At 64.3% G+C, this 25,931-nt stretch carries 21 protein-coding genes and 1 pseudogene; 14 read left to right on the top strand and 8 right to left on the bottom strand.

Annotation, left to right across the window (positions count from 1 at the left end; translation table 11 throughout):
• Positions 1 to 430: 430 nt before the first annotated feature.
• Positions 431 to 2,170 (bottom strand): methyl-accepting chemotaxis protein, encoded by a 1,740-nt coding sequence (locus tag AX729_RS01740; RefSeq protein ID WP_061020171.1) that lies wholly within the window; start codon positions 2,168 to 2,170, stop codon positions 431 to 433.
• Positions 2,171 to 2,493: 323 nt separating this feature from the next.
• On the opposite strand from AX729_RS01740, the gene AX729_RS39355 reads away from it, so the two are divergent.
• The 3 genes from AX729_RS39355 (at position 2,494) to AX729_RS01730 (ending at position 7,270) form a co-directional block, all read left to right on the top strand.
• Positions 2,494 to 2,646, top strand: a complete 153-nt coding sequence (locus AX729_RS39355; RefSeq protein WP_156456653.1) for a hypothetical protein — start codon at positions 2,494 to 2,496, stop codon at positions 2,644 to 2,646.
• Between the two features lie 269 nt (positions 2,647 to 2,915).
• Complete coding sequence (locus AX729_RS01735) at positions 2,916 to 4,502, top strand: B12-binding domain-containing radical SAM protein (RefSeq protein ID WP_061020170.1); 1,587 nt, start codon at positions 2,916 to 2,918, stop codon at positions 4,500 to 4,502.
• A 401-nt stretch (positions 4,503 to 4,903) separates the two neighbouring features.
• Positions 4,904 to 7,270 carry an efflux RND transporter permease subunit gene (locus AX729_RS01730; RefSeq protein ID WP_061020169.1) on the top strand — a complete coding sequence of 789 codons (2,367 nt, stop codon included), beginning with the start codon at positions 4,904 to 4,906 and terminating at the stop codon, positions 7,268 to 7,270.
• 30 nt (positions 7,271 to 7,300) lie between these two features.
• On the opposite strand, the gene AX729_RS01725 is transcribed toward AX729_RS01730, so the two are convergent.
• Positions 7,301 to 8,146, bottom strand: a complete 846-nt coding sequence (locus AX729_RS01725) for a hypothetical protein (RefSeq protein ID WP_061020168.1) — start codon at positions 8,144 to 8,146, stop codon at positions 7,301 to 7,303.
• Between the two features lie 75 nt (positions 8,147 to 8,221).
• Positions 8,222 to 8,716: a hypothetical protein gene (locus tag AX729_RS01720; protein ID WP_061020167.1), complete on the bottom strand. Its 495-nt coding sequence runs from the start codon at positions 8,714 to 8,716 to the stop codon at positions 8,222 to 8,224.
• Between the two features lie 456 nt (positions 8,717 to 9,172).
• On the opposite strand from AX729_RS01720, the gene AX729_RS01710 reads away from it, so the two are divergent.
• The 9 genes from AX729_RS01710 to AX729_RS40335 all read left to right on the top strand — a co-directional run bounded on the left by AX729_RS01710 (position 9,173) and on the right by AX729_RS40335 (position 16,946).
• A complete protein-coding gene (locus tag AX729_RS01710; protein WP_025035011.1) occupies positions 9,173 to 9,406 on the top strand; it encodes a hypothetical protein in 234 nt (77 codons plus the stop codon).
• A gap of 189 nt (positions 9,407 to 9,595) precedes the next feature.
• Positions 9,596 to 10,480, top strand: coding sequence for a squalene synthase HpnC (gene hpnC, locus AX729_RS01705; RefSeq protein ID WP_061020166.1), 885 nt, complete (start codon positions 9,596 to 9,598; stop codon positions 10,478 to 10,480).
• Positions 10,470 to 11,309, top strand: a complete 840-nt coding sequence (hpnD, locus tag AX729_RS01700; RefSeq protein WP_061020165.1) for a presqualene diphosphate synthase HpnD — start codon at positions 10,470 to 10,472, stop codon at positions 11,307 to 11,309. Before hpnC ends, hpnD begins: the two co-directional genes overlap by 11 nt.
• Positions 11,309 to 12,577 carry a hydroxysqualene dehydroxylase HpnE gene (hpnE, locus tag AX729_RS01695; protein ID WP_061020164.1) on the top strand — a complete coding sequence of 423 codons (1,269 nt, stop codon included), beginning with the start codon at positions 11,309 to 11,311 and terminating at the stop codon, positions 12,575 to 12,577. The genes hpnD and hpnE overlap by 1 nt, the downstream gene beginning before the upstream one ends.
• Before the next feature lie 51 nt (positions 12,578 to 12,628).
• Positions 12,629 to 14,596 (top strand): squalene--hopene cyclase, encoded by a 1,968-nt coding sequence (shc, locus tag AX729_RS01690; protein ID WP_061020163.1) that lies wholly within the window; start codon positions 12,629 to 12,631, stop codon positions 14,594 to 14,596.
• Positions 14,593 to 15,342, top strand: a complete 750-nt coding sequence (locus AX729_RS01685) for a phosphorylase (protein WP_061020162.1) — start codon at positions 14,593 to 14,595, stop codon at positions 15,340 to 15,342. Before shc ends, AX729_RS01685 begins: the two co-directional genes overlap by 4 nt.
• 191 nt (positions 15,343 to 15,533) lie before the next feature.
• Positions 15,534 to 15,812 carry an AbrB/MazE/SpoVT family DNA-binding domain-containing protein gene (locus AX729_RS01680; protein WP_061020161.1) on the top strand — a complete coding sequence of 93 codons (279 nt, stop codon included), beginning with the start codon at positions 15,534 to 15,536 and terminating at the stop codon, positions 15,810 to 15,812.
• Positions 15,799 to 16,191: a type II toxin-antitoxin system VapC family toxin gene (locus tag AX729_RS01675; protein ID WP_061020160.1), complete on the top strand. Its 393-nt coding sequence runs from the start codon at positions 15,799 to 15,801 to the stop codon at positions 16,189 to 16,191. The genes AX729_RS01680 and AX729_RS01675 overlap by 14 nt, the downstream gene beginning before the upstream one ends.
• A 200-nt stretch (positions 16,192 to 16,391) precedes the next feature.
• Positions 16,392 to 16,946, top strand: a complete 555-nt coding sequence (locus AX729_RS40335) for a hypothetical protein (RefSeq protein WP_061020159.1) — start codon at positions 16,392 to 16,394, stop codon at positions 16,944 to 16,946.
• Here the strand turns inward: AX729_RS40335 and AX729_RS38370 are convergent.
• Both AX729_RS38370 and AX729_RS01665 read right to left on the bottom strand, forming a co-directional pair.
• A pseudogene (locus AX729_RS38370) lies at positions 16,943 to 17,197 on the bottom strand (antitoxin); the annotation flags it as partial. The gene AX729_RS40335 and the pseudogene AX729_RS38370 sit on opposite strands and share 4 nt — an antisense overlap.
• A gap of 166 nt (positions 17,198 to 17,363) precedes the next feature.
• Positions 17,364 to 17,822 carry a MarR family winged helix-turn-helix transcriptional regulator gene (locus tag AX729_RS01665; protein WP_061020158.1) on the bottom strand — a complete coding sequence of 153 codons (459 nt, stop codon included), beginning with the start codon at positions 17,820 to 17,822 and terminating at the stop codon, positions 17,364 to 17,366.
• Between the two features lie 121 nt (positions 17,823 to 17,943).
• Between AX729_RS01665 and AX729_RS01660 the strand changes: the two genes are divergently transcribed.
• On the top strand, positions 17,944 to 18,900 hold the full coding sequence (locus tag AX729_RS01660; RefSeq protein WP_082770316.1) for an alpha/beta fold hydrolase: 957 nt from the start codon (positions 17,944 to 17,946) through the stop codon (positions 18,898 to 18,900).
• A 1,157-nt stretch (positions 18,901 to 20,057) separates the two neighbouring features.
• Here the strand turns inward: AX729_RS01660 and hpnH are convergent.
• Positions 20,058 to 21,218, bottom strand: coding sequence for an adenosyl-hopene transferase HpnH (gene hpnH, locus AX729_RS01655; RefSeq protein WP_061020156.1), 1,161 nt, complete (start codon positions 21,216 to 21,218; stop codon positions 20,058 to 20,060).
• A 36-nt stretch (positions 21,219 to 21,254) separates the two neighbouring features.
• Positions 21,255 to 22,181: a 4-hydroxy-3-methylbut-2-enyl diphosphate reductase gene (ispH, locus tag AX729_RS01650; protein ID WP_061020155.1), complete on the bottom strand. Its 927-nt coding sequence runs from the start codon at positions 22,179 to 22,181 to the stop codon at positions 21,255 to 21,257.
• Between the two features lie 452 nt (positions 22,182 to 22,633).
• Between ispH and hpnN the strand changes: the two genes are divergently transcribed.
• Positions 22,634 to 25,222: a hopanoid transporter HpnN gene (gene hpnN / locus AX729_RS01645; protein WP_061020154.1), complete on the top strand. Its 2,589-nt coding sequence runs from the start codon at positions 22,634 to 22,636 to the stop codon at positions 25,220 to 25,222.
• Here the strand turns inward: hpnN and AX729_RS01640 are convergent.
• Entirely contained in the window at positions 25,190 to 25,834 is a 645-nt protein-coding gene (locus tag AX729_RS01640) for a DUF2147 domain-containing protein (protein ID WP_061020290.1), read from the bottom strand. The genes hpnN and AX729_RS01640 overlap by 33 nt on opposite strands.
• Positions 25,835 to 25,931: the final 97 nt, after the last annotated feature.

Here is a 25,931-nt window from a genome sequence, read left to right as displayed (position 1 = left end):
CAACCGGCCGAGGCTCTGTTGAGATGGATCAACGGAGCGGAGGAACCAAGTCTGGATCAAGGGTTCGATCTCGGCCTCAGGCGCTGTGGAATGTCCCGAAGCTCTCGGCTGTTGGCCGCAGGCGCCATCGAGCGATCGTGCTCAAACGCGACCTTCTGAGCGCATGGCGAATGCGACAATTGTTGGGAGCAGGCCTGCTCTGCACCCGCGCGCCGGACAACAGCTCGGCCCGTCTACGGCGACGGAAGGGCGGAGCGCCCATGATGACATCATGCCGGTGTTTTGCCCGACGAGTCAAAATGAATTCGTAAAATCCGCATAGTCTCGCGGCGGTGGCTAACCCATTGATTCAGTTGCCCCCGCCTACTGTGCATGGGGTTGTTTTCGCACTTTTGTGTCGGCGCGGGCTTCGCAGGCAGCGCTCGCGCCGTCATCCCGCCCTGGCGATACGCTCGTCCGCCGATCCCGACCGCAGGTTCTGGAAGAACTTCTCCACCTCGCGAGACAACGTGTCCGCCGTCGCCGTCAGGCTGCTTGCCGCCGTCAGCACCGAGGATGCCGCTGCATCGGTCTCGCCGATGGCATCGCGCAGCGAGGTGATGTTGGCGACCAGGGTCTCGTTGCCCTGGGCGGCCGATTGCGCGTTGGAGGAGATCTCGCGGGTGGCGGCGTCCTGCTGGCCGATGGCGCCGGCGATCGCCGCGGTGACCTCGTTGATCTCGCGCACCGCGCCGCCGATCTCGCGCACGGCATCGACCGCGTTGCGGGTGGAGGCCTGGATCATCGAGACGTTCTCGCCGATCTCGGCGGTGGCCTTGGCGGTCTGGCCCGCGAGCGCCTTCACCTCGTGGGCGACGACGGCAAAGCCGCGGCCGGCATCGCCGGCGCGGGCTGCTTCGATCGTGGCGTTGAGCGCGAGCAGATTGGTCTGCTCGGCGATCGCCTGGATCAAATTGAGCACGCCGTCGATGCGTTGCGTGGCTGCGGCGAGGCTCTCGATCTCGGAGATCGACTTCTCGGTGCGCTGGCCGGTCTGCTCGACCGCCCCGGCGCTCTGCCGCACCTGGCGGCCGATCTCCACCACCGAGGCCGACAGCTCTTCGGCCGCGCCCGCCACTGCCGTGACGTTGTGCGAAGCCTGCTCGGTGGCGTTCGCCGCGGTGCCGGCGCGGCTGCTCGCATCCGCAGTGACACGGGTGATGGTCTGCGCGGTCTCGCGCATGACCGAGGCGTTGTCGCTGAGGCCGCGCATGATCGCGCCGATCGCCTCGCGAAATTGCTCGACGGATCGTTCGATGTGGCGGGCGCGCTCCTCGCGCGCGGCGGCGTCGTGCGAGACCTGCGAGGCGAGGTTGCGGTTGCGGCCCATGGCGTCCTGGAACACCTGGATTGCGCGGGCCAGTGCGCCGATCTCGTCGCCGCGGTCGGAGTGCGGCACCACGACATTTTCGGCGCCGTCGGCGACCTGCTTGATGGTGGCGGTGATCGAGGCCAGCGGCCGGGCGATCGAGCGGGCGATGATGACGATGCCGATGACGACGAGGACCAGCGACATGCCGGCGAGGCAGGTCAGCACGAACGACAGCTCGCGATTGGTCTCGGTCTGCTGCGCGATCTGCCTGGCGCGCTCGGCATAGACCTTGGAGAGCGCTTCGAGATCCTTGTTCAGCGCCGATCGCACGGCGCGGTTGGCGTCGTTGTCGCCCCATTCGCGGCCCGCGGCCGCATTGATCTCGACGCCGCGGCGCACCAGCTCCTTGCGGAATTCGACGAACTGCTCGATGCGCTTCTTGAAAGTGGCGAACTGTTCGGCATCGTCGGCTCTGACGATGGTCTCCCAGCGCTTCACGACGTCGAGGATCTGCGCGTTGAACTTGAGCAGCCCGTCGCCGTATTTCTTCACCACGGCCGGCTCGGACGACATGTAGACGCCGCGCGATTCCATCACCACCGCATAGACCAGCGAGTTGACCCGCTCGACGTTCAGCGCGGCGGCATTCGCCGTCTCGATCGCGCTGGCGAGGTCGGCGCTGCGGCGGCTGTTGTAGTTGGACAGCATCGCCATCGCGGCCGTGAGCACCGCGAACAGTGCGAAGATCGCATAGAGCCTGGCGGCAAGCGTGAAACGGCCTGCCAGCCTGGTGGCATTCCCAGATCGGTCGGATGTCATGGTGTTCAGGGGCCCGGAATGGCCGGAAGCGGCCGGTGAGCAGAATCGTATGGAATTGATGCAAAACTTTGCAGGAGGAAGGTGGATGCGGCGTTAACGCCGAAGGCTTGGGACGAGCGCTGCACAGCCGGAGAAAAATACGATGGTTTTCAGCTGGTTAGTGGCGCGTCATGGGGCTCCGGCCCATCGTCTCCCCGGGCTCGAACGGGATGCCCCGAGCATCGGCGTGCGGGCCGGCCGCCAAAGCGGGCAATCTCTGGCGCCGGGACCGCCTTCATCGTCGACTTGGCCTCGGCCATTGGCCGACGAACCCGGTGAGACCCTTGGTCTATCGCCACACCCTCGACGCCACGAGCTGCACGTTTCCCGACCTGAGCGACCTGCTTGCCGGCGTGCTGCGGCGACCGGCGGGGCGGGTCGTCGCTGGGGACGTGATGTTTTTTGAGGCGGGGCAGGGCTCGCTCGCCGCTGGCTGAGCTACCGGTCGACGTCCTCCACGACGCGCCCTATGTCCGCGACGTCGTCAGCTTGCGCCTCGCGCCGGAGTGCAGGCCTGCTGCCGGATTTTGCCGCGCGCCTGATCGCGTGAGGCGATGTAAGGTGCGAACGTCCCTCCGAGGAAACCATCTGCGCTTCCCGGAATTATGCTTATGCCACAATATTGAGAAATTCCGCCGCCAGCATTACGTTGTGTGTCTGGCGCGCAATTTCCGCACCATCGGTCGAGTGTGGCGGGGGAGCTTTGATGCGAGCTGAAAGCAATGGAACGTCCCGGCGGATACTGTGTGTGTTTCCGCGCTACACTTCGTCCTTCGGTACGTTCGAGCATGCCTATCCCCTGACCGATGGCGTCCGTGCCTTCATGCCGCCGCAGGGGCTGTTGCTGATCTCCGCCTATCTGCCGCAGGATTGGCAGGTCAAATTCGTCGACGAGAATCTGCGCCGTACGACGAAGGAGGAGTTCGAATGGGCGGAAGCCGTCTTCGTCAGCGGCATGCACATTCAGCGCCAGCAGATGAACGACATCTGCCGCCGCGCCCATGAATTCGATCTGCCGGTCGCGCTCGGCGGACCTTCAGTCAGCGCCTGCCCCGACTATTATCCGGCCTTCGACTATCTCCATGTCGGCGAACTCGGCGACGCCACCAACCAGCTGATCGAGATCCTGTCGCGCGACACGTCGCGCCCGGAGGCGCAGGTGGTGCTGACCACCAGCGATCGCCTGCCGATGACGGAGTTTCCGATCCCGGCCTACGAGCTCGCCGACGTGAAGAAATACTTTCTCGGCAGCATCCAGTATTCCAGCGGCTGTCCCTACCAGTGCGAGTTCTGCGACATCCCCGGCCTGTACGGCCGTAACCCGCGCATCAAGACGCCGCAGCAGATCATCGCCGAGCTCGATCGCCTGCGCGAATGCGGCATGACCGACACGGTCTATTTCGTCGACGACAATTTCATCGGCAATCGCAAGGCGGCGCTCGACCTGTTGCCCCACCTGATCGAATGGCAGAAGAAGACCGGCTACGTGGTGCGGCTCGCCTGCGAGGCGACGCTCAACATCGCCAAGAGGCCCGAGATCCTCGAGAAGATGCGCGAAGCCTATTTCGTCACCATCTTCTGCGGCATCGAGACGCCTGACCCAGACGCGCTGAAGGCGATGCAGAAGGACCACAACATGATGGTCCCGATCCTGGAGGGCGTGCGCACCATCAACTCCTACGGCATGGAGGTCGTGTCCGGCATCATCATGGGGCTCGACACCGACAAGCCGAACACCGCGGAGGCGTTGCTCGCCTTCGTCGAGGAATCGCGCATTCCGTTGCTCACGATCAACCTGCTCCAGGCGCTGCCGAAGACGCCGCTGTGGGACCGGCTGGAACGCGAGGGACGCCTGGTCCACGACGACGGCCGCGATTCCAACGTCGATTTCCTGTTGCCCTATGACGAGGTCGTCACGTCCTGGAAGCACGCCATGGCAGTCGCTTACGCGCCCGAGAAGGTTTATGCGCGCTACCAGCATCAATGCGACCACGTCTATGTGAAGCGCCTCAAGATGCCGGTGCCGGACGAGATGAAGACCTGGCCGAACATCCGCCGCGGCCTCGTCATGCTGCGCAACATCTTCTGGAAGGTCGGCGTGCTCGGCGACTACAGGCGCGTGTTCTGGAAGTTCGCGCTGGGGCGCATCAAGCGCGGTGACATCGAGGGCCTGATCGGCTGCACGCTGATCGCGCACCACCTCATCACCTTTGCGCGCGCGGCCTCCAGCGGCAAGCAGAACGCCTCGAACTATTCGATCCGCCTGCGCGAGGCTGCGGTCCCCGCCGAATGACGGGCCACGTCTGATCCGGCTGCGCCGCGCCGTTCCACGCTCGATCGGCGTGTATTGACGCCAGCGCACGGCTGCTTCAAGGCCGCCTGGCTGGTCCGCGAGGGTCTGGCCCGGCAGGTTAGCGGCGCGGCGATGAAGGTTGAGAGCGCGGACCGCGCGTCACGTCGAATTGGCACATTTTCCCCGGGATGACCGGCATCCCCGCCCAGATCGCCGCTTTCTTGATCGATTCGGCCCCGCTTCGCCGGCTTGCGAAAAGACCTGTTGACCTGCTAAACCCCCTCGCGGCGAATTTCCGCGCATTTTCAAAGGGCAAGCCTCCCATTGGTATGGCGTTTTCAAGCCGCTCGCGGAGCGCAATAAGCTCTCAAGACTGAGCCGATTTAGGAACTGGACAAGGCATGCTCGAAAAGCACAGCGAGAATGAGGTTCATGTCGACAAGCTCGAGCAGGGACCTACGTCCTCGATCGCCTTCGGGCTGGAGCGGCTCGGGCTGATCGCCGTCCGGGCGCCGATCGTCTCCTGCATCGTCCTGCTCGCCCTGATCGTCGGCGCGGTGTTCGGCATCTACCGCATCAAGATCGACGATTCGCTGTCGCAGCTGTTCCGCTCCGACACCCGCGAATTCCGCCAGTACGAAGAGGTGACGAAGAAATTCCCCGCGGAGGAGTTCGACGTCCTCGTCGTGGTCGAGGGCAAGACCCTGCTGGCGCGGAACAACCTGGAGAAGTTGCGCGACTTCGTTACCGACCTGCAACTGGTCGAAGGCACGCGCGGGCTGGTCTCGCTGTTCTCGGCGCGCCAGGCGCCGGCGCCGGGCAAGCTGCCTGCGGCCCTGTTCCCGGCCGAGCTGTCCGAGGGCGCGGCGTATGACAAGTTCATCGAGACCGTCAAGAACAACGAGATCATTCGCGGCAAGCTGTTGTCGGAGGACGGCACGCTGGCGCTGATCGTGCTGTCGCTCGATCCCGAAGTGGTCGGCTCCAACAAGCTGACCAAGACCGTCGGCGACATCCGCGCCCTGATGAAGGAGGATCTCGGCGACACCGGGCTCAACGTGCAGCTCTCCGGCGTGCCGGTGATGCAGCTCGAGATCCGCAACGCGGTCGAGCGCGACGGGCTGACCTACAACATCCTCGGCATCCTCGCCGGCTGCATCATCGCCATCATCTTCTTCCGCAAGATCTCGTTCATGGTTGCGGCGGCGTTCCCGCCGATGATCGCCATCCTGCTGGCGCTCGGCGCGCTCGGCTGGGCCAATTTCAATCTCAACATGTTCCTGAACGTGATGACGCCGCTCATCATGGTCATCAGCTTTTCGGACTCGATGCAGCTCACCTTCGCCGCGCGCGACCGGCTGATCGCAGGCCAGGACAAGTTCACCGCGTTCAAGAATGCAGTGCTGGTGGTGGGGCCGGCCTGCGTGCTGACGCACGGCACTGCCGGCATCTCCTTCATCGCTCTGCAATTCTCCGACTCCGACCTGATCCGCAAGTTTGGCGAGGCGGGCCTCGCCGCCACCATCATCGCGCTGGTCGCGGTGCTGTCGCTGGTGCCGGTGTTCGGCGTGCTGCTCGTGCGCAACGAGAAGGTGTTCGCCGTCAAGTTCCAGAGCGCCGATGCCGGCGTCCAGGCCCTGCGCAATTTTTGCTACTGGATCGCGGTGCGCATGGTCGGCCGGCCCGGCCTGTTCAGCCTGATCGCGGTGCTGTTCGTCGGCGGCCTCGGCGTCATCTACGCCAATCTGGAGCCGCGCTACCGGCTCGCCGACCAGGTGCCGGACAAGCGCCAGGCGGTTGCCGCCAGTGACCGGCTCGACGCCAAGCTCACCGGCGCCAACCCCGTCAACGTGCTGATCGCATTCCCCAAGGGCGAATCGCTCTATTCGCCGGAGACGCTCCAGACGATCGCCGACGTGCATTCGACCGTGGAGAAGGCGGCCGGTGTCGGCAACGTCTGGTCGCTGGAGACGCTGCGCCGCTGGCTGGCCGAGAAGGCGGGCAGCGCCGACGTCGCGACGTTGAAGGAATATGTCAACGTCATCCCCGAGCATCTGGTGCGGCGGTTCATCGATGCCGAGCAGGATGCCGTCGTGGTCGCCGGCCGCGTGCCGGACAAGGATTCCAGCCAGCTCCTGCCGATCGTCGACAAGCTCGATTCCGAGCTCGATGCCGTCCGCAAGAAGCATCCCGGCTACGAGATCGCGGTGACGGGTCTTGCCGCCATCGCCGCGCGCAACTCGGCCAGCATGATCGAGAAGCTGAACCACGGCCTCACTATCGAATTCGCGCTGGTCGCGATCTTCATCGGCCTCGCGTTCCGCTCCTGGGTGGTGATGCTGGCCTGCATTCTGCCGGGCATCTTTCCGGTGGTGATGTCGGGCACGGTGCTGTGGGCGATGGGTGAGGGGCTGCAATTCGCCAGCGTCGTCGCGCTCACCGTCTCGTTCGGCCTGGGCTTGAGCGCGACCATCCACTTCCTCAACCGCTTGAGGCTCGAGAGCAAGCCGGGCGTCGGCTCAGCGCTCGCGGTCGAGCGGGCCACCGTGCTGGTTGGTCCGGCGCTGATCCTGACCACGGTGGTGCTGGCCTGCGGCCTCGTCGTCACCGTGTTCTCCGACCTGCCGTCGCTGCGACTGTTCGGCTGGCTCAGCGCCTTCTCGATGGTCATGGCCCTCGTCGCCGACCTCTTCATCCTGCGGCCGACGGCGATGTGGCTGATCAATCTGCACGGGAAGTTGCAGGGCTCTGACAAGCCCGCGATCTGAACGGCAGGGCTGCGAAGGCGGCCAGCGCTTTCAGGCCTCGATACGGACGATCCCGTACGGATTGAACTTGAAGTCGCCCTCGGCGTAGTCCTGCTCCCGCGACAGCGCGAGCTTGCGATCGCGCAGCGTCGCGTCGACGCCGCGCTCGGCCATTGCGTCCGCGATCTCGTCCATCAGCTTCGCCGCATTCCGGTCGCTGCCGCGCGCCTTCGCGACATAGATTTCCGGCAGTCCAACGAGGTGGAAGCCGACGCTTTCGTTGTAGGTGTCGCCGCCGAGCGGGCGCTTGGCGAAGGCGAGGCGGCATGCCTTGGCGACAGCGGGAGTCACGGCAAGGCCCTGGCCGGAGCTGGCGCCCTTGCGCGCCTGATCGGCGAGACTGCGCCATCGCGCGAGGCCATGAGCAACGCCCGCGCTCTCGCCCTTCACGGCGGTCGCGCCGGCCTCGATCATCTCCTCGACGATGCGCAAAGCGGCGGCCGAACAGGCGACCGTCTTCTGCTGCTCCATGGGCGGGCTCAGCACGTACAGGACCGCCTTGTGGTTGACCACGGCTGCTTCGTCCGCAGCGGACCATGCGTTCGGGAAGACCCGGTCCCAGCACACCCCGAACGATCGCTCCATGTGCGGATCGGGCTTGGCCTGCGAATAGGTGCGGTCGATCTCGAAGTTGAAATCGGCGATCGTCCTGGCCACCGCCTCCGGCGGATGCAGCAGGCTTTCGTCCTTGCCGAGAAAGCAGAGCACGTGACGCGGCCTCGCTGACGAGGGTTGCATGTTCGTCTCCCGCCGGACCCGCGGTTGATCGTTGGCGAAGGCGGGGCTGGCGGCGAAGAGCCCGATGGCCTTCAGCACATGTCTGCGAGTTGGGTCCATGTCCGCAACGATGTCAGCAAAAAGCCTCCGGGTCGCGAGAACCGGAGGCTGTATCCTTTCGAAGCGGGAAGGGCGTCAGCTCTTCGTCATCGTGATGTTGACGCCGCGGATCTCGCCCTTGGAGGAGATCTGCACGGTCTGCTTGGTGCCGTTGGTGCGGAGCGACAGATTGGCGGCAAAGCCGTTGGCTTCGACGAACACGTCGATCTGGCCGCCGCCTGCGGTGCCCTGGAGATTGCCGAAGATGTTGCGGCTCGCTTCGCTCCAGTTGCCGGAGATGCGGTCACCCTGGCTCGTCACGTCGCTGGTGAGGTTGAACTTGTAACTGTCGGACGCGCAGTTCAGCGCCTGCTTCAGGTTGAGGCCGCTGCCGGCGACCTTGTAGTCCGCCTTGCAGCGAATGCGCTCGGTGGAGCCGTCGGACAACGACACCGTGCCGGTGCCGGTCCACGCACCGTCGAAGCCGGCAAACGGTCCGGACGACTGAGCATGGCTCGCCGAAACTGAGAGGAGCAGCGCCCCGATGCCGGCCGCCGTGATTGCCAGTCCAGATCGCCCAAAGAATTTCATCGCAAATATCCCGTTTTGGAACGACGTTCGCTTACGATTAGAACGTCTCGCCACATCGAAAGTTTAGTGCTCCGAGCCAGTGTCAGGTTCAACGCCCGGCCGCCAGAGATGGCGGTTCACGACGCCTCGCGCCAGGTTTGAATCGTCAATTTACCATGTTTCGGCGTGTTTCCGGCGGGAAAGGCAGGGCGGATAGATGCAGCTCTGCAACAGGTATGCACTAAAACGCAGATATTCTGAATTATGACGTAGTATCAGAACCTTACGTCTGCGAATGAAAGCGCGGGGAAGACCTGATTCGGCGGGTGTGGCGCCAATTTGGCCGCATTTGCCAGTGCTTGTGCCTTCTCCGGGCCGCTCTCCCGCGGCGACTTGCCATCAGAACAATCCGTTCCGGTCGTCCGCCCTGTGCAGTCCGGGTCCGGTGCGATTCTGCCGTCAGAATGAAGGAAAACAATGCGTAATCTTCTCGTCGCTCTCACCCTGCTGTCGGCATCCCTTTCGACGGCGGCGTTCGCCCAGCAAGGGCGTGGCACGGACGCCGAGCAGAAGGCCTGCACGCGTGACGTGCAGAAGTTCTGCCGTCCCGTCATCGATCAGGGCGATTTCACCATCCTGGCCTGCCTCAAGGAGAACCGGGCCAAGATCTCGCAGGCCTGCGATCAGGTGCTGAAGAACCACAACCAATAAGCTCGGCCATTGGCCCCCAAAGGCGGATCCTGGAGCCGCCTTTGGGCCCGATCCGGAAGGGCAGCCATCGACAGACAGGATTGGTTTTGCGGCCGTATTCCCCTATATGGGGCCGCGGCGGCATCGCCGGGCATGAGCCCGCGCGAGTGAAAAAGCCTTCCAGTCCAAACGATTGTAGACCAGCCCTCGATGATCTCTGCGAGCGAATTGCGATCCGGCAAGGGTGACCACGACGAGAATTTTCCCGTCGCGTCCTGGATCATTCATCCGCGTCATCGCGCCCTGATCCTGGCCTACTACAATTTCGTCCGCACGGCCGACGACATCGCCGACCACGCGACGCTGCCGCCCGACCAGAAGCTCGCCTATCTCGATCTGCTGGAGGCGGAACTGCTCGGCAAGGGCGAGACCCAGGCGGAGGCCGTCACTCTGCGCCGTGCGCTGGCCGAGCGCGGCATGGCGCCGCGTCACGCGCTCGACGTGCTGGTCGCGTTCCGCATGGACGTGACCAAGCTGCGCTACGAGACCTGGGACGAGGTCATCCATTATTGCCGCTATTCGGCGATGCCGGTCGGCCGCTTCATGCTCGACGTACATGGCGAGAGCACCTCGACCTGGGCGGCATCGGACGCGCTCTGCGCGGCGCTTCAGATCAACAACCATCTCCAGGATTGCGGCAAGGATTTCCGCGAGCTCAACCGGGTCTATCTGCCGCGCGATGCGCTGGCAGCACACGGCGCCTCGGTCGAGCAGCTTGGCCTCGCCCAATCGCCGCCGGCAATGCTGGCCTGCCTTCAGGCGCTCGCCGCGCGCAACGAGGCGCTGCTCCACCAGAGCAAGTCGCTGAGCGCGGAGGTGAAGGATTTTCGTCTCGGCGTCGACATCTCGGTGATCCAGGCCTATGCCGATCGTATCGTGCGTCTGCTCAAGGTGCGCGATCCCCTGCGCGAGCGCGTGCATCTGAACAAGCTCGAGCTGCTCGCCTTCAGCATCGCCGGGATGATCGGCGAGGTCGGCCGCCGCGCGATCGGACGCAAGGCCATTTCCAGACCGGGGACTGCACATGACGCTTGAGGCGACCACGCCCGGCGCCAGTTACGGCTCGACCGCATCCGGCAGCTCGTTCTATGCCGCGATGCGCATCCTGCCGCGCGACCAGCGCGAAGCGATGTTCCAGATCTACAGCTTCTGCCGCCAGGTCGACGACATTGCCGATTCCGACGGGCCGCGCGAACAGCGGCTCGCCGCGCTTCAGGAATGGCGCAACGACATCGATGCGCTCTACCGGGGCAATCCGCCGCCGCGTCTGAAGGACTACGTCTCCTCGGTGAAGACCTTCGGGCTGAAACGCGAGGATTTTCTCGCGATCGTCGACGGCATGGAGATGGACGTGCCGCAGGACATTCGCGCCCCCGACATGGCGACGCTCGATCTCTATTGCGATCGTGTCGCCAGCGCCGTGGGACGCCTGTCGGTGCGGGTGTTCGGCATGCCCGAGGAAGACGGAATCCTGCTCGCGTACCATCTCGGCCGCGCGCTGCAGCTCACCAATATCCTGCGCGACCTCGACGAGGATGCCGGCCTCGGCCGGCTCTATCTGCCGCGGGAAGCGCTGCTGCATGCCGGCATCACCTCCAATGATCCGAACCGCGTGATCGCCGAGCGCGCGCTACCGAAGGTCTGCCTGCCGCTGGCGCAGCGCGCGAAATCTCATTTCGAGAAGTCGGACGAGATCATGAACCGCAACAAGCGCCGCGCGGTGCGCGCGCCGCGGATCATGTCGAAATATTACCACTCCATTCTGGATCTCCTGATCGCGCGCGGTTTCACCGCGCCGCGCGAGCCGGTGCGTGTGTCGAAGATCACGCGCATCCTGATCCTGCTCCGTTACGCTTTCATCTGATGCAAAAGACAGCTCACATCATCGGCGCTGGAATTTCCGGCCTCTCCGCCGCCGTGCGGCTCGCCAATGCCGGATTCAAGGTTGCCGTGCACGAGGCGACGCACCAGGCCGGCGGCCGCTGCCGGTCCTATTTCGACGGTGCCACCAACCTCACCATCGACAACGGGAATCATCTGCTGCTGTCGGGCAACAGCCATGCGCGCGCCTATGCCCGATCGATCGGCACCGAAGCGGGCCTCGTCGGTCCCGAGAGCGCGCAGTTTCCCTTCGTCGACATCAAGACCGGCCAGCGCTGGCAGATCGATCTCGGCGCCGGCCGGCTGCCGACCTGGGTGCTCGACGAGAGCCGCCGCGTTCCCGACACCGGCCTCACCGACTATCTCAAGCTGGCGCCGCTGATCTGGGCGTCGGAGGAGACGCTGGTCGGCAAGTCGATTCCCTGCGAGGGCGTGCTCTATCAGCGCCTGGTGCAGCCGCTGCTGCTGGCTGCGCTGAACGTCGATCCGCCCGAGGGTTCGGCCGGTCTCGCCGGCGCGATCGTGCGCGAGACGCTGCTCGCGGGCGGGCAGGCCTGCCGTCCCCTGATCGCGCGCGACGGCCTCAGCGCCGTTCTGATCGAGCCTGCGGTGAAATTCCTGCAGGAGCGGGGCCACTCGGTTCAGCTCGGCCATGAGCTGCGCTCGTTCGCGACCATCGACGGCAAGGTCGGCGCATTGAACTTCGGCGGCGAGGATGTGATCCAGATCGGCGAGGGCGATGTCGTCGTGATGGCGGTGCCGCCGCGTGCTGCCGCGAGCCTGCTGCCGGGCCTGAAGACGCCGACCGAATTCCGCGCCATCGTGAACGCGCATTTCCGTTTTGAGCCGCCGCCGGGCTCGGCTCCGATCCTCGGCGTGATCGGCGGCGTGGTGGAATGGCTGTTCGCGTTCCCGAACCGGCTTTCCGTCACCATCAGCAATGGCGACCGTCTGGTCGACATGCCGCGTGAGGAGCTCGCGCAGGCGATCTGGAACGACGTCTGCAAGGCCGCCGGCCTGTCCGGCGAGCTGCCGCCGCAATTGCCGCCCTGGCAGATCGTGCGCGAGCGCCGCGCCACCTTTGCCGCGACGCCGGCGCAGAATGCCCTGCGTCCGGGACCGGTCACGGCGCTGAAAAACCTGTTTCTCGCCGGCGACTGGACTGCTACGGGATTGCCTGCAACGATCGAGGGATCGGTCCGGTCCGGCGATCGCGCTGCCGATCTGGTGCTGGCCGCGCAGCGGCCCTGACGGGCAAATATCCCGGTCAATTTCAATCGACTATCGGAGCAATCGAGCGACATGGATTCCGTGAACGCGACCAGCCGCGAAGCCCTGGAATCGAAGAAATTGGAATCGAGCATTGCGTCGGCCACCGAGGGCGTCCTCGGCCTCCAGCAATCCGACGGTCATTGGGTGTTCGAGCTCGAGGCTGACGCCACGATCCCTGCAGAATACATTCTGCTTCGGCACCATCTCGCCGAACCGGTCGATACCGCGATCGAGGCCAGGATCGGCAACTATCTGCGCCGCATCCAGGGCGCCCATGGCGGCTGGCCGCTGGTCCATGACGGTGCGTTCGACATGAGCGCCAGCGTGAAAGCGTACTTCGCGCTGAAGATGATCGGCGACTCCGTCGATGCGCCGCACATGGTGCGTGCGCGCGAGGCGATCCGCTCGCGCGGTGGCGCGATACACAGCAACGTCTTCACCCGCTTCACGCTGGCGATGTTCGGCGTCCTGTCCTGGCGCGCGGTGCCGGTGCTGCCGATCGAGATCGTGCTGCTACCGTTCTGGTCGCCGTTCCACCTCAACAAGATCTCCTATTGGGCGCGCACCACCATGGTGCCGCTGATGGTGATCGCCGCGCTGAAACCGCGCGCGAAGAACCCGAAGGGCGTCGGCATCGACGAGCTGTTCCTGCAGGATCCGCGCTCGATCGGCATGACCGCGAAGGCGCCGCACCAGAGCATGGCGTGGTTCCTGCTATTCCGCTCGCTCGACGCGATCTTGCGCGTGATCGAGCCGATGTTTCCCAAGAGCCTGCGCAAGCGCGCCATCGACGCCGCGCTCGCCTTCACCGAGGAGCGGCTCAACGGCGAGGACGGCATGGGCGCGATCTACCCGCCGATGGCCAACATCGTCATGATGTACGACGCGCTCGGCAAGGATGAGAATTATCCGCCGCGGGCAACGACGCGCCGGGGTATCGACAAGCTGCTCGTGATCAACGGCGACGAGGCCTATTGCCAGCCCTGCGTCTCGCCGGTGTGGGACACGACGCTGACCGCCCACGCGCTGCTGGAAGCGGGCGGCGACAAGGCGGTGCCGGCGGCCAAGCAGGGACTCGACTGGCTGATCCCGAAGCAGGAGCTCGAGGTGAAGGGCGACTGGGCGGTGAAGCGGCCCGACGTGCGCCCCGGCGGCTGGGCCTTCCAGTACAACAACCCGCATTACCCCGATCTCGACGACACCGCCGTCGTGGTGATGTCGATGGACCGCATGCGCCGGGAGCACGGCGCGTCCGGTTACGACGCCGCGATCGCCCGCGGCCGGGAGTGGATCGAGGGGATGCAGAGCGACGACGGCGGCTGGGCCGCCTTCGACGTCAACAACCTCGAATATTACCTGAACAACATCCCGTTCTCCGACCACGGCGCGCTGCTCGACCCGCCGACCGAGGACGTCACGGCGCGCTGCATCTCGATGCTGGCCCAGCTCGGCGAGACCGAGGAGACCAGCAAGCACGTCGCCGCAGGGATCGCCTATTTGCGGAAGACCCAGCATCCGGAAGGGTCCTGGTACGGCCGCTGGGGCATGAACTTCATCTACGGAACCTGGTCGGTGCTCTGTGCCCTCAACATGGCCGGGGTCGATCACAAGGACCCCATGATCCGCAGGGCCGCGGCCTGGTTGACCTCGATCCAGAACGAGGATGGCGGCTGGGGCGAGGACGCCGTCAGCTACCGGCTGGACTACCGGGGATGGGAGGCTGCCCCCTCGACGGCCTCGCAAACGGCATGGGCCTTGCTTGCCCTGATGGCGGCAGGCGAGGTTGATCACCCGGCCGTCGCCCGCGGGGTGGAGTACCTGATTGCAACACAAAACAAAAAAGGACTGTGGGACGAGCAGCGGTACACCGCCACAGGCTTCCCCCGTGTATTCTACCTACGTTATCATGGTTACCCGAAGTTCTTCCCGCTGTGGGCATTGGCGCGGTATCGGAACTTGCGGAACACCAACAGCAGGGTGGTAGGGGTCGGAATGTGACTTTGGGGACGGGGGACTTTGTTACCGGGGCTCAAGCCATCGATTCCCGGCCGATATTGATTGTGACCGGACTCGTTCAGGAGGCCCGCATCGCGGCCGGGCCCGGAATGGCGGTCATCTGTTCATCCAGCAGCCCGACCCAGTTGCGGGCACTTCTGACCGTGGTCGATCCTGAGACGATTCGCGGCGTGATCTCGTTCGGCGTTGCCGGCGGGCTCGACCCGAGCTTGCGCTCCGGCGACGTCGTGCTGGCGACCGAGGTGCTGTCCGGGGATACCCGCTGGGCTGCCGGGCTGTCGCTTGGCGACGACCTGATCGAGCGGCTGACCTCGGGCCGCCGCCGCGTGGTGCGCGGCAGCCTCGCCGGCGCCGAAGAGGTGGTCACCGCGCGCTCCTGCAAGGCGGCACTGCATTCGGAGACCGGGGCATTCGCCGTCGACATGGAGAGCCACATCGCGGCTGCCTACGCCGCCGAGGCCGGCCTGCCGTTCGCCGCGGTCCGCGTCATCAGCGACCCCGCCCATCGCGCGCTGCCGGCGCTCGCCCGCGCCGCCATCAAGCCGAACGGCCAGATCGACCTGCCGGCCGTCCTGCGCGGCATCGTGCGCAATCCGACGACGCTGCATGCGCTGGTCTCGACCGGCATCGATTTCAACCGCGCGCTGCGATCCTTGCGCGGCTGCCGGGACTTCCTGATCGGCACCGAGCTCGCGGGCGCCGAGGCGCTGGTGTCCGAGACTGCCTGAGCGGGTTCTTCGAGCGGATTTGGCAAAGGCCCGGTCGCTGATGGCAACCGGGCCTTTTCATTTGGACAGCGTAATTGTCGTCACGGGTGAGGTCGCCTTCACTCAATGCAATTTCGACGCCGTCACCCCGGCTTGCTTGCGAGCCCACCCGAGCCTATCTTACTTTCGTCTTACATCAGGAAGCTCGGGCCATGGCCGGCGCGAAAAAGCTCACCACCACCACCGTTTCCACCAAGGGACAGGTCATCCTGCCCAGCGCCATTCGTCAGCGGCGGGAATGGGGGGCGGGAACGCGGCTCACGGTCGAGGATACGCCGGAGGGCGTGCTCCTGAAGCCGGCGCCGGCTTTTGCCGAGACGCGGCCGAAGGACGTGTTCGGCGTCCTGGCCTACAAGGGCAAGCCGAAGACGCTGGACGAGATGGACGCAGCCGTGCTTGCCGAAGCCAGGCGGCGCCATGCTCGCGATTGATACCAATCTGATCGTCCGCTACCTGACCGGCGATCACGTCGCCCAATCCGCACGTGCTCGCGCCTTGATCGACGGCGAGAGCGTCTTCGCCGCCGTCACGGTGCTGCTCGAAGTCGAGTGGGTGCTGCGAAGCGCGTACGGTTATCAGGCCGCTGACATCGTGCACGCGCTTCGCGTCTTCGCGGGGCTTCCGACCGTCACGGTCGAAGACGGCGCGATGGTTGCGGCGGCACTCGACCTCGCCGAGACGGGAATGGATTTCGCCGACGCGCTGCACCTGACGAGATCCGGACATTGCGAGGCCTTCCTCACCTTCGATCGCAAGCTCATCAAGGCGGCGAAGGCGGCGGGTCGGGCGGGGGTGCGCGAAGCACGGTAGTCGTATGGCGAAATGTTGCCGCGGAACAAGTGCGATGGGTTTTCGCGAGGGGCTCAGTCTATCCTACGGGCTGACGAGATCTGGCCCTTTCTGTTTATCTTTGTAGAGCGACTTGCCTCGCCGCCAACGTGATTTCGTAGTGTTGCTTGAACGCTTGCGAAGCCCATCTCTTCCCGAGCACGTTCTTTCTGAAAGCAAAAATGAGCGCACCCGAGATGAAGCCAATTGGGTTCCTTTGCTTGCTATTGATCTTTCTCTGTGGCGCCGTCCACGCAGGCGAGCAAAGATGCAGCGCGGCTCGTCTCCATGCAAATCTGGCGAAATCTGACGGCAAGTGGTGGTTAGTCGAGGAAGATCCTCTGCCACCTCAAAAGCGGATAACGGTGGGAACCGAATATCCGGCGTGCGTTGCACATTGCGAACGCCCATTCCAGCCCATTCGGCGGCTCTCGATTGATGGCGTTAAGATTTGGGTGGCGCCCTTCGGCTCCGACTACATGCTGGCCAGGCTTCGTGTGGTGGGCAAGGAGCTCAGTCTCGATCGCATCACCTTCATGCTGCCGCTGCCCGCAATGTGGCAGAGTGTGATCATCCAAAGGTATGCGAAGCCAGGTGTCCGGTTCACCCTTTCGGCGCCGGACGGCGAGTGTGGGGCGGGCGCTTTAGTTCTGACAATTGACGGTACGGGAGCTGCCGAACCATTTTCAACCGAGCAGTGGCAATTCAAACGAACCAATGCGAATTGGTGGCGCTGAACTCCTGATCTCTCTATGGGCCCCGGAAGCTCAGCCTGCTCGCGACCCTCAGCCATGAAGTCCGGGCTGAAGCCGCGCGCGACGGCCTCACGAAGCGAGGCCCATGGTCTGGAGGCGTTCCGCCTCGGGCGCAGGATCACGGCGTCGCCTTCACGCGACACCTCGACTTCATCGACCGAGAAATGAAAGTCCTTCGGTAGCCTGACGGCCTGGGAGTTGCCGGATTTGAAGACCTTGGCGATCTCGGGCATTGGTGGGCCCCTTGTGTGTACAGTAAAGTATATACCCCCTCAGGTGTAAGTCTACGAGGCTGTCGCAGCAATTCGGGTGTCACCGTCAGAGGCCGACGCGGAAACGGTCGCCCGCGAAACTCTGAGGTTGCGCGTCGCCTCGTGAAGAGCTGCCGGCCACGCGCACTCAGCCCTTCACGATTTCCGCCCGCATCGCCTGCACGCGCTCGTTCAGGGCCGCCAGCTCGTTCTCGTTCATGCCCGAGCGCTCCAGCAACAACTCGCCCAGACATCCCGACCGCTCCAGCAACCCATGGCCGGCCGAGGTCATCGTCACCTCGACCTTGCGTTCGTCCTCCGTGCCCCGCCGGCGCTCGACCAGTCCGGCGGTCTCCAGCCGCTTGATCAAGGGCGTCACCGTGCTGGATTCGAGGTCCAGTCGCGTGGCGATGGCGCCCACGGTCATGGGACCGCCTTCGCCGAGCGTGCAGAGCACGAGGTATTGCGGGTAGGTCAGGCCCAGCTCGTCGAGCAAAGGCTTGTAGGCCCGCGTGATGGCCATGCTGGTCGCATAGAGCGTGAAGCAGATCTGGCGATCCAGGGGACGCGTTTTCGCAGCTGTCTTGGTCGGACTTCTCTTGGCCATAGCAGATCATAGCACAATAATTGATATCGCGATAACGAATTTTCTGGACAGCGGGGTCCGACTGGCCTAGACCTAATTTATATCGCGATATCATTTATTGCGATATCAAATGGAGAACGTCATGAGTCAGCCGAACCAAGCCACCCGCCGCAGCGCGATCACCGCGGGAATCGGCCTAGCCGCCGCCGCGTCCCTGGGCGCAACCGCCGATGCACAAGCCGCCAAGACCGCGAGCCCCCGCGCCGCGAGCGGCTTCGTGACCACGCGGGACGGCGTCCAGATCTTTTACAAGGATTGGGGTCCCAAGGACGGGCAGCCGATCGTCTTTCACCATGGCTGGCCGCTGAGCGCCGACGACTGGGATGCCCAGATGATGTTCTTCCTGTTGAAGGGTTTTCGCGTGATCGCCCACGACCGCCGCGGGCACGGCCGTTCGACGCAGACCGACAGCGGCAACGAGATGGATACATACGCCGCCGACGTCACCGCTCTGACCGACCACCTCGACCTGAAGAATGCCATTCACGTCGGCCACTCCACTGGTGGCGGCGAAGTGGCGCACTATGTCGCGCGCGCAAAGTCAGGCCGCGTTGCCAAGGCGGTTCTGATCGGCGCGGTGCCGCCGATCATGCTCAAGACGGCCGCCAATCCCGGTGGGCTTCCGCTCGAAGTCTTCGATGGCTTCCGCGCCGCGCTTCTTGCAAACCGCGCGCAGTTCTTCCGCGACGTTCCGTCGGGCCCGTTCTATGGATTCAACCGGTCGGGCGCCAAGGTCAGCCAGGGCCTCATCGACAATTGGTGGCGTCAAGGCATGATGGGCGGCGCCAAGGCGCATTACGATTGCATCAAGGCCTTCTCCGAGACCGACTTCACCGACGATCTCAAGAAGATCGATGTGCCGGTGCTGATCATGCACGGCGAGGACGACCAGATCGTCCCGATCGCCGACAGCGCCCAGCTCGCCATCAAGCTGGTCAAGCACGGCACGTTGAAGACCTATCCCGGCCTGCCGCATGGGATGGCGTCGACCAACCCCGACATCATCAACGCGGACCTGCTGGCCTTCTTCCGGGCCTGAGGTCTGTCGCCTCAAGCATCATCCGGAAAAGTGCGCAGCGGTTTTTCGAAAAGATCATGCTCAAACAACAACCTAAAGCGCGATGACGATTCATCCTAATCGCATCGCGCTTTCGGGGACGAGGGGAGGGAGCACCGCCCCCTCGTCATTCCGGGATGCGCGCGTCGGCACGCAGATCCGGAATCCATCGGGCCACAGGTCTTGACGCGCCAGGGATTCCGGGTTCGCGCTGCGCGCGCCCCGGAATGACGGTGGAGGGGTTACGCCAACAGCGCGCGAGGCGTCGGGCAAAACACCTTGATACCCGTCAATCCATCCCAGCGAAAATATTTCACTTTTCCGAATTTCGGATTTGTGGCATAGGCCATTCATCCCGGCCCCTGCCAGAGGGGCGCTTCGCGATCGTCACGAGATGCGGGCCGGGGTGCGGTGGACGCGGTAGCGCCGGCGCGGAAATGCGATGACAGGGACGGGCAGCCCGTTGAGTCATGCGCGACGCGGTACGACACGGCGCGGTCACAGCGGCCAGGCTGGACATCGGGGGTGAGCACACGCCAGCCCTTGACGCTTCCGGGTTGGCCGTCCGCGGACGGAGAAGTCGTGTGGTCCTGACGTCCGGTTGCTGGCGTCAAGTCTCGCGGTGATGCGTGGTGTCCGACCGGATGCGTGCATCGAACAAGCGGCGAGGCGACGGGGGCAATAGTGCATCGCTCCCCGGGGAGAGCACGAAGGACACCGTTAAAACCATCCGCGCAGGGAAGGCCGGGTGACCGGCAACACCTGTGATCCACCCCGTGTGCGTTTTCGATGCACGCGGATCCGCGGGTGCCAGCCGGCGCCCGGCCTTCCCTGCGCCCTTTGGTCTTTCGAGGGCGAAACGAACAGCAAAGCTCGGGCGAAAGCAGCCGCGAGAACGCGCAGGTGCGTCTGCGAGAAGAGAGCGCATGGAAGAACAAGCTCGTGCCGCATACGCCGTCATTGCGAGCGCAGCGAAGCAATCCAGAGTCCCACCGCGGAGCGATTCTGGATTGCTTCGCTACGCTCGCAATGACGCTGGGTCGGGCAGCGTGCCTCGAAGCCTCACGAGACTGCGCAAAGGAAAAGGCCCGGTCGCGTTCGAGGCCGGGCCTTTTCTCGTTCGTAACCGTGACTGGCGCTTACGCCGCGGTGGACGCCTTCTGCGCCGCCTTCTGCTTGGCAGCCTCGGCTTCGTCCTTGCGGATCTCCGACAGGCGCTTCTGCACTTCGGCCGAGAAGATGTACTGCGCCGGGCGCTGCTTCGACATGTCGATCTCGGGCGCCATCGGGCCCGTGGTCCGGATGCCGCGCAGCGATACCCACATCGCCTTCAGCGGGTTGTTCAGCGCAGCCGTTGCCGCCGTCGGCTCGTAGCCGCAATGGGCCATGCAGTCCGCGCACTTCTCGTAACGGCCGGTCCCATAGGAGTCCCAGTCGGTGGTCTCCATCAGCTCCTTGAAGGTCTTGGCGTAGCCTTCGCCGAGCAGGTAGCAGGGCTTCTGCCAGCCGAAGATGTTGCGCGCGGGCATGCCCCACGGCGTGCACTCGTATTCCTGGTTGCCGGCGAGGAAGTCGAGGAACAGGCCGGAATGCATGAAGTTCCACTTCTTGCCCTTGCCCATGGCGAAGACGTCGCGGAACAGCTTCTTGGTCTTGGTGCGGTTGAGGAAGTGCTCCTGGTCCGGGGCGCGCTCATAGGCGTAGCCCGGCGACATCGAGACGCCGACGCCGAGCTCGACGGTGAGGTCGAGGAATTTCGCGATCTCCTCGGCCGGATGGCCGTCGAAGATGGTGGCGTTGACGTTGACGGTGAAGCCGCGCGCCTTGGCCGCCTTGATCGCGGAGACGGCGCGGTCGAACACGCCCTTCTGCGACACCGCCTTGTCGTGGTGGTCGCGCAGGCCGTCGAGATGCACGGAGAAGAACAGATACGGCGAAGGCTCGAACAGATCGAGCTTCTTCTCCAGCAGCAGCGCATTGGTGCAGAGCGAGACGAACTTCTTGCGCGCGACGAGGCCGCGCACGATCTCGCCGATCTCCTTGTGGATCAGCGGCTCGCCGCCGGGAATGGCGACCATCGGGGCGCCGCACTCGTCGGCCGCGTCCCAGCACTCCTGCGCCGTCATGCGGCGATTGAGGATCGCGTCGGGGTAGTCGATCTTGCCGCAGCCGACGCAGGCGAGGTTGCAGCGAAACAGCGGCTCCAGCATCAGCACGAGCGGATAGCGTTTGCGGCCAAGCAGCTTCTGCTTGAGCAAATAGCCGCCGATACGCATTTCCTTGAAGAACGGGATGGCCATTACAGGTTTTCTTTCTGGGCTTTGAATTCGGGTGGGTCAGCTCGCAGCCAGTTGGGCCGGAAGCCGGAATTCGATGTTTTCCTCGCGGCCCGGCAACACCGAGACCTTCACCGGTCCGATCCGCCGCATCGCTTCGATCACGTCATCCACGAGTACCTCGGGCGCCGAAGCGCCGGCCGTGACGCCGACGGTCCTGGCATCCTTCAACCATTCCGGATTGAGCTCGCTGCCGTCGGCAATCAAATAACTCGCGACGCCGGCCTCAGTGCCGATTTCGCGAAGCCGGTTCGAATTCGAGCTGTTGGCGGCGCCCACCACCAGGATCACGTCGACCAGCTTGCTCAAGTCCCTTACAGCAGATTGGCGGTTCTGTGTCGCATAGCAGATATCCCGGATATCCGGGCCTTGAATGTCTGTAAAGCGGGCCTGGAGGGCCGCGATGATGTCCCTGGTGTCGTCGACCGACAGGGTGGTCTGGGTGATGTAGGCCACTGGCGTATCCGCCGGCAATGTGAGCGCCTTGACCTCCTCAACGCTCTGGACGAGCTGCACCGGCCCCGGAACCTGGCCCATCGTGCCCTCGACCTCGGGGTGGCCGGCATGGCCGATCAGGATCAGCGTCCGCCCCTTGCCGATGTAGCGCTTCCCCTGATTGTGAACTTTCGTGACCAGCGGGCAGGTGGCATTGAGCACCGGAAGGTCGCGGGCGGCGGCCTCTTCCTCGACGCTGCGGGCAACGCCATGGGCGCTGAAGACCGTCACGGCCTTCGGTGGAACCTCGGAAAGCTCCTCGACGAAGATCGCGCCCTTGCTCTTCAGGCTCTCGACGACGTGTTTGTTGTGCACGATCTCATGGCGCACGTAGACGGGCGGGCCGTATTTCTCCAGCGCCCGTTCCACGATTTCGATCGCACGCACCACACCCGCGCAGAAGCCGCGCGGTTGCGCAAGATAAACTTCCATCGGACGCCCATCACGCAAGTTGCACCAATCCGCTTTCGTAAGTCCCCGGCGGCACCCCGATACTGACCAATGAGTTGCAATATCCGCACCATTGGTTCGCCTATACGGTAGCCTACCACCCTTGTGGGCTCGCGCGCATGGAGGCGCAGCACTTTGTGTCAAAAAATCGGCAGCAAGGAAAGGTCGGAACACTCATCGTCAGCCTTGATGGTATTATAGTAAGTCAAGCCTTGTGCCCAATGCGCGACCTTCGTGCATCGTCCTTCGTCACTTTCCCGCCTCAACTCTCCGGCTATACCCACCGCCCCGCATGATTTTAGCCACGGTCTCCCGCCGTTTACCTCGAACCTCGTGGCGGCGAGAACCACTCAAAACAGCAATAGGTTTCGCCCGGGAACTCCGATAAACAGCGGGCGTTTCCGGCAAGCTGTTTAACTGCAGAAAGAAAAGAAGTGCTGCAAAGCGTAGTCGTTGCCATTGTCAGGGCCTGCACCCGGTTTGCCTCCCTCGTCGTCCTTCTCGGGCTCTTGCTGTCGGTGGGAGCGGGCTATTACGCCGCGCGCCACTTCGCCATCAACACCGACATCAATTCGCTGATTTCCCAGAATCTCGACTGGCGCAAGCGCGACCAGCAATTCGACAAGGCGTTCGATCAGAACGAAACGATCCTCGCTGTGATCGAGGCCAAGACGCCGGAAATGGCGAGCGCAGCGGCAAACGCGCTCTATGCCAGGCTGAAGGACGACAAGACCAACTTCCTGTCGATGCAGCAACTCGGCAGCGGCGATTTCTTCGAGAGGAACGGATTGCTGTTCCTGCCGACGGAGGAAGTCGGCAAGATCACCGGCCAGTTCGAAGCCGCCGCGCCCCTGATCGAGATCATGGCGGGCGACCCCTCGATTCGGGGACTCACCGGCGCGCTGGAGACGGGACTTGCCGGCGTCAAGCGCGGCCAGGTCAAGCTCGACAACACCGAGCGTCCGTTCAACCTGATCGCGCAGACGGTCGAGACCGTGCTCAACAAGGGCAATGCGAGCTTCTCCTGGCGCGAACTGGTCAGCGACGAGCCGCTGAAGGATTCGGACAAGCGCACCTTCATCGAGTTCAAGCCGATCCTCGACTACAACGCGTTGGAGCCCGGCAAGGATGCCACCGACGCGATCCGCAAGGCCGCGGCCGAGCTCGATTTTCCCACCAAATACCAGGCGCGGGTGCGGCTCACCGGTCCGGTCCCGATCGCCAACGAGGAATACGCGACCGTCCAGGAAGGCGCCGTCGTCAACGGCGTCGGCACCGTCCTCGTCGTGCTGCTGATCCTGTGGCTGGCGCTGCATTCGGCGAAGATCATCTTCGCCGTGTTCGTCAATCTGTTCGTGGGCCTTGCGCTCACGACCGCGGCCGGCCTGATGATGGTCGGCTCGCTCAATCTGCTGTCGATCGCGTTCGCGGTGCTGTTCGTCGGCCTCGGCGTCGATTTCGGCATCCAGTACAGCGTCCGCTATCGCTCCGAGCGCTACAAGCACGATGACCTCGCGGGGGCGCTGGTGCTGGCTGCCAAGCGTTCGGCAGTGCCGCTGTCGCTGGCCGCAATGGCCACCGCGGCCGGCTTCCTCTGCTTCATGCCGACCGACTACAAGGGCATCTCGGAGCTCGGCCAGATCGCCGGTGTCGGCATGCTGGTGGCGTTCGTGTCCAGCATCACGGTGCTTCCCGCGCTGCTCAAGCTTCTGAACCCGCCCGGCGAGCCGGAGCCCGTCGGCTACGCCTTCCTGGCGCCGCTCGATCACTTCCTGGAGACGCACCGCGTGCTGATCGTCGGCGGCACGCTGCTGCTCGCGCTCGGCGGCCTCCCGCTGCTCTACTTCATGAAGTTCGACTTCAACCCGATGAACCTGCGCAACCCGAACGCCGAATCGATCGCGACCTTCCTCGATTTGCGCAAGGATCCCAACACCGGCGCCAACGCCATCAACGTGATGACCACGTCCGAGGAGCAGGCAAGACAGGTCGAGGCGAAGCTGGAGAAGGTGCCCGAGGTGTTGCGGGTGATGTCGCTCGACAGCTTCGTGCCGCAGGACCAGCCGCCGAAGCTGAAGCTGATCGCACAGGGCGCCAAGGTGTTGAACCCCGCGCTCAACCCCGATCAAATCGATGCGGCGCCGTCGGATCAGGAAAATGTCGAATCGTTGAAATCCTCGGCCGATAATCTCCGCCGGACGGCGGGCGATGCGAAGGGACCCGGCGCGATCGCCTCGCGCCGTCTTGCAGACGCGCTCGAAAAGCTCGCCAACGGCGACGAGGCGACGCGCAACAAGGCGCAGGACGTGTTCGTCACGCCAATGAAGATCGTGTTCGACCAGCTCAGGAAAGCCATGCAGGCCGAGCCGGTCACCCTGAAGTCACTGCCGCCCGATCTCGTCAGCGGCTGGAAGAGCAAGGACGGCATCATCCGCGTCGAGGCGTTGCCCAAGGGCGATCCCAACGACAACGACACGCTGCGCAAGTTCGCGGCGGCGGTGCTGGAGGCCGAGCCGACCGCCATCGGCGGACCGGTCTCGATCCTGAAATCCGGCGACACCGTGGTGAAGGCTTTCATCCACGCCGGCATCTATGCGCTGCTGGTGATCGGGCTCTTGCTATGGATCACGCTACGCCGGTTCGTCGACGTGCTGATGACGCTGGTGCCGCTTCTGGTTGCCGGCGCCGTCACGCTCGAGATCTGCGTGTTGATCGGCCTGCCGCTCAACTTCGCCAACATCGTTGCGCTGCCGCTGCTGCTCGGCGTCGGCGTCGCCTTCAAGATCTATTATGTCGTGGCCTGGCGCTCGGGCAGGACGAATCTGCTCCAGACCAGCCTGACACGGGCGATCTTCTTCAGTGCGCTGACGACGGCGACCGCGTTCGGCAGCCTATGGCTGTCGAGCCATCCCGGCACGTCCAGCATGGGCAAGCTGCTTGCACTCTCGCTGGTGACGACGCTCGCCGCCGTGTTGCTTTTCCAGCCGGCCCTAATGGGCAAACCCCGCAATCTCGGGGAGTAGGCAGATGTCGCCGACCGGGTCAGCGGCGCTCTTCTGACCGGGCTTGGCGGCGGCTGCGGCCTTCGGAGCTGCCGGCGCAGCCGCGGTGGCGGATGTCACGGCCTGGGCCGCTTGGGCTCCCTGGGCCTTGGGCGCTGCGCCGCCGGATTTCGGCGCGCCCTTGGCCATGGCGTTGGCAGGACTCAAGGGGATCGGCGGGCCGACCCGGGTCCAGGTTTCGCCGCCGCAGAGGAAGCCCATCACGCAGCCCTTGATTTCGAGCTGATCGGTCCCGGCCGGCGTGATGGTCGCGCTGTAGAGCTGGCCGTCCTTGGCGTTGTAGACCTGTCCCTCCCACTGATCGACGCCGGGCTTCTTCTTCATGTCGATCAGGGTCGCCATGCCCAGCGTCGGCCTGGTCTTTTTCGAGGCATCCGGATTATTCTCGTCGCGCCCACCGGGCTGCTTTTCCCAGGAGACCGCGCCCCACATGCTGCCATAGCATTGGGCGACACGAATGTTGGCTACGCCGTCGGCGACTCGCCAGTCGCCGGTCGGGTCTGCAGCGAGCGCGGGTGTCAGGCAGGTGTAACCGCCAGCCAGTATTAGTCCGGTGTAAAGGGCCAAACGCATGATGGTTCCTTGGCAGTGCAACATGATCTAAAAGCTGTGCTTGCGAAGATGGTCCGAAAAAGGGCAAAAGGCCGCACAGACCGTTTTCCGTAACGGT

The sequence above is a fragment of the Bradyrhizobium sp. CCH5-F6 genome, from assembly GCF_001556045.1.
Classification (GTDB): domain Bacteria; phylum Pseudomonadota; class Alphaproteobacteria; order Rhizobiales; family Xanthobacteraceae; genus Bradyrhizobium.
This window is presented reverse-complemented; position numbering and strand designations above follow the sequence as displayed.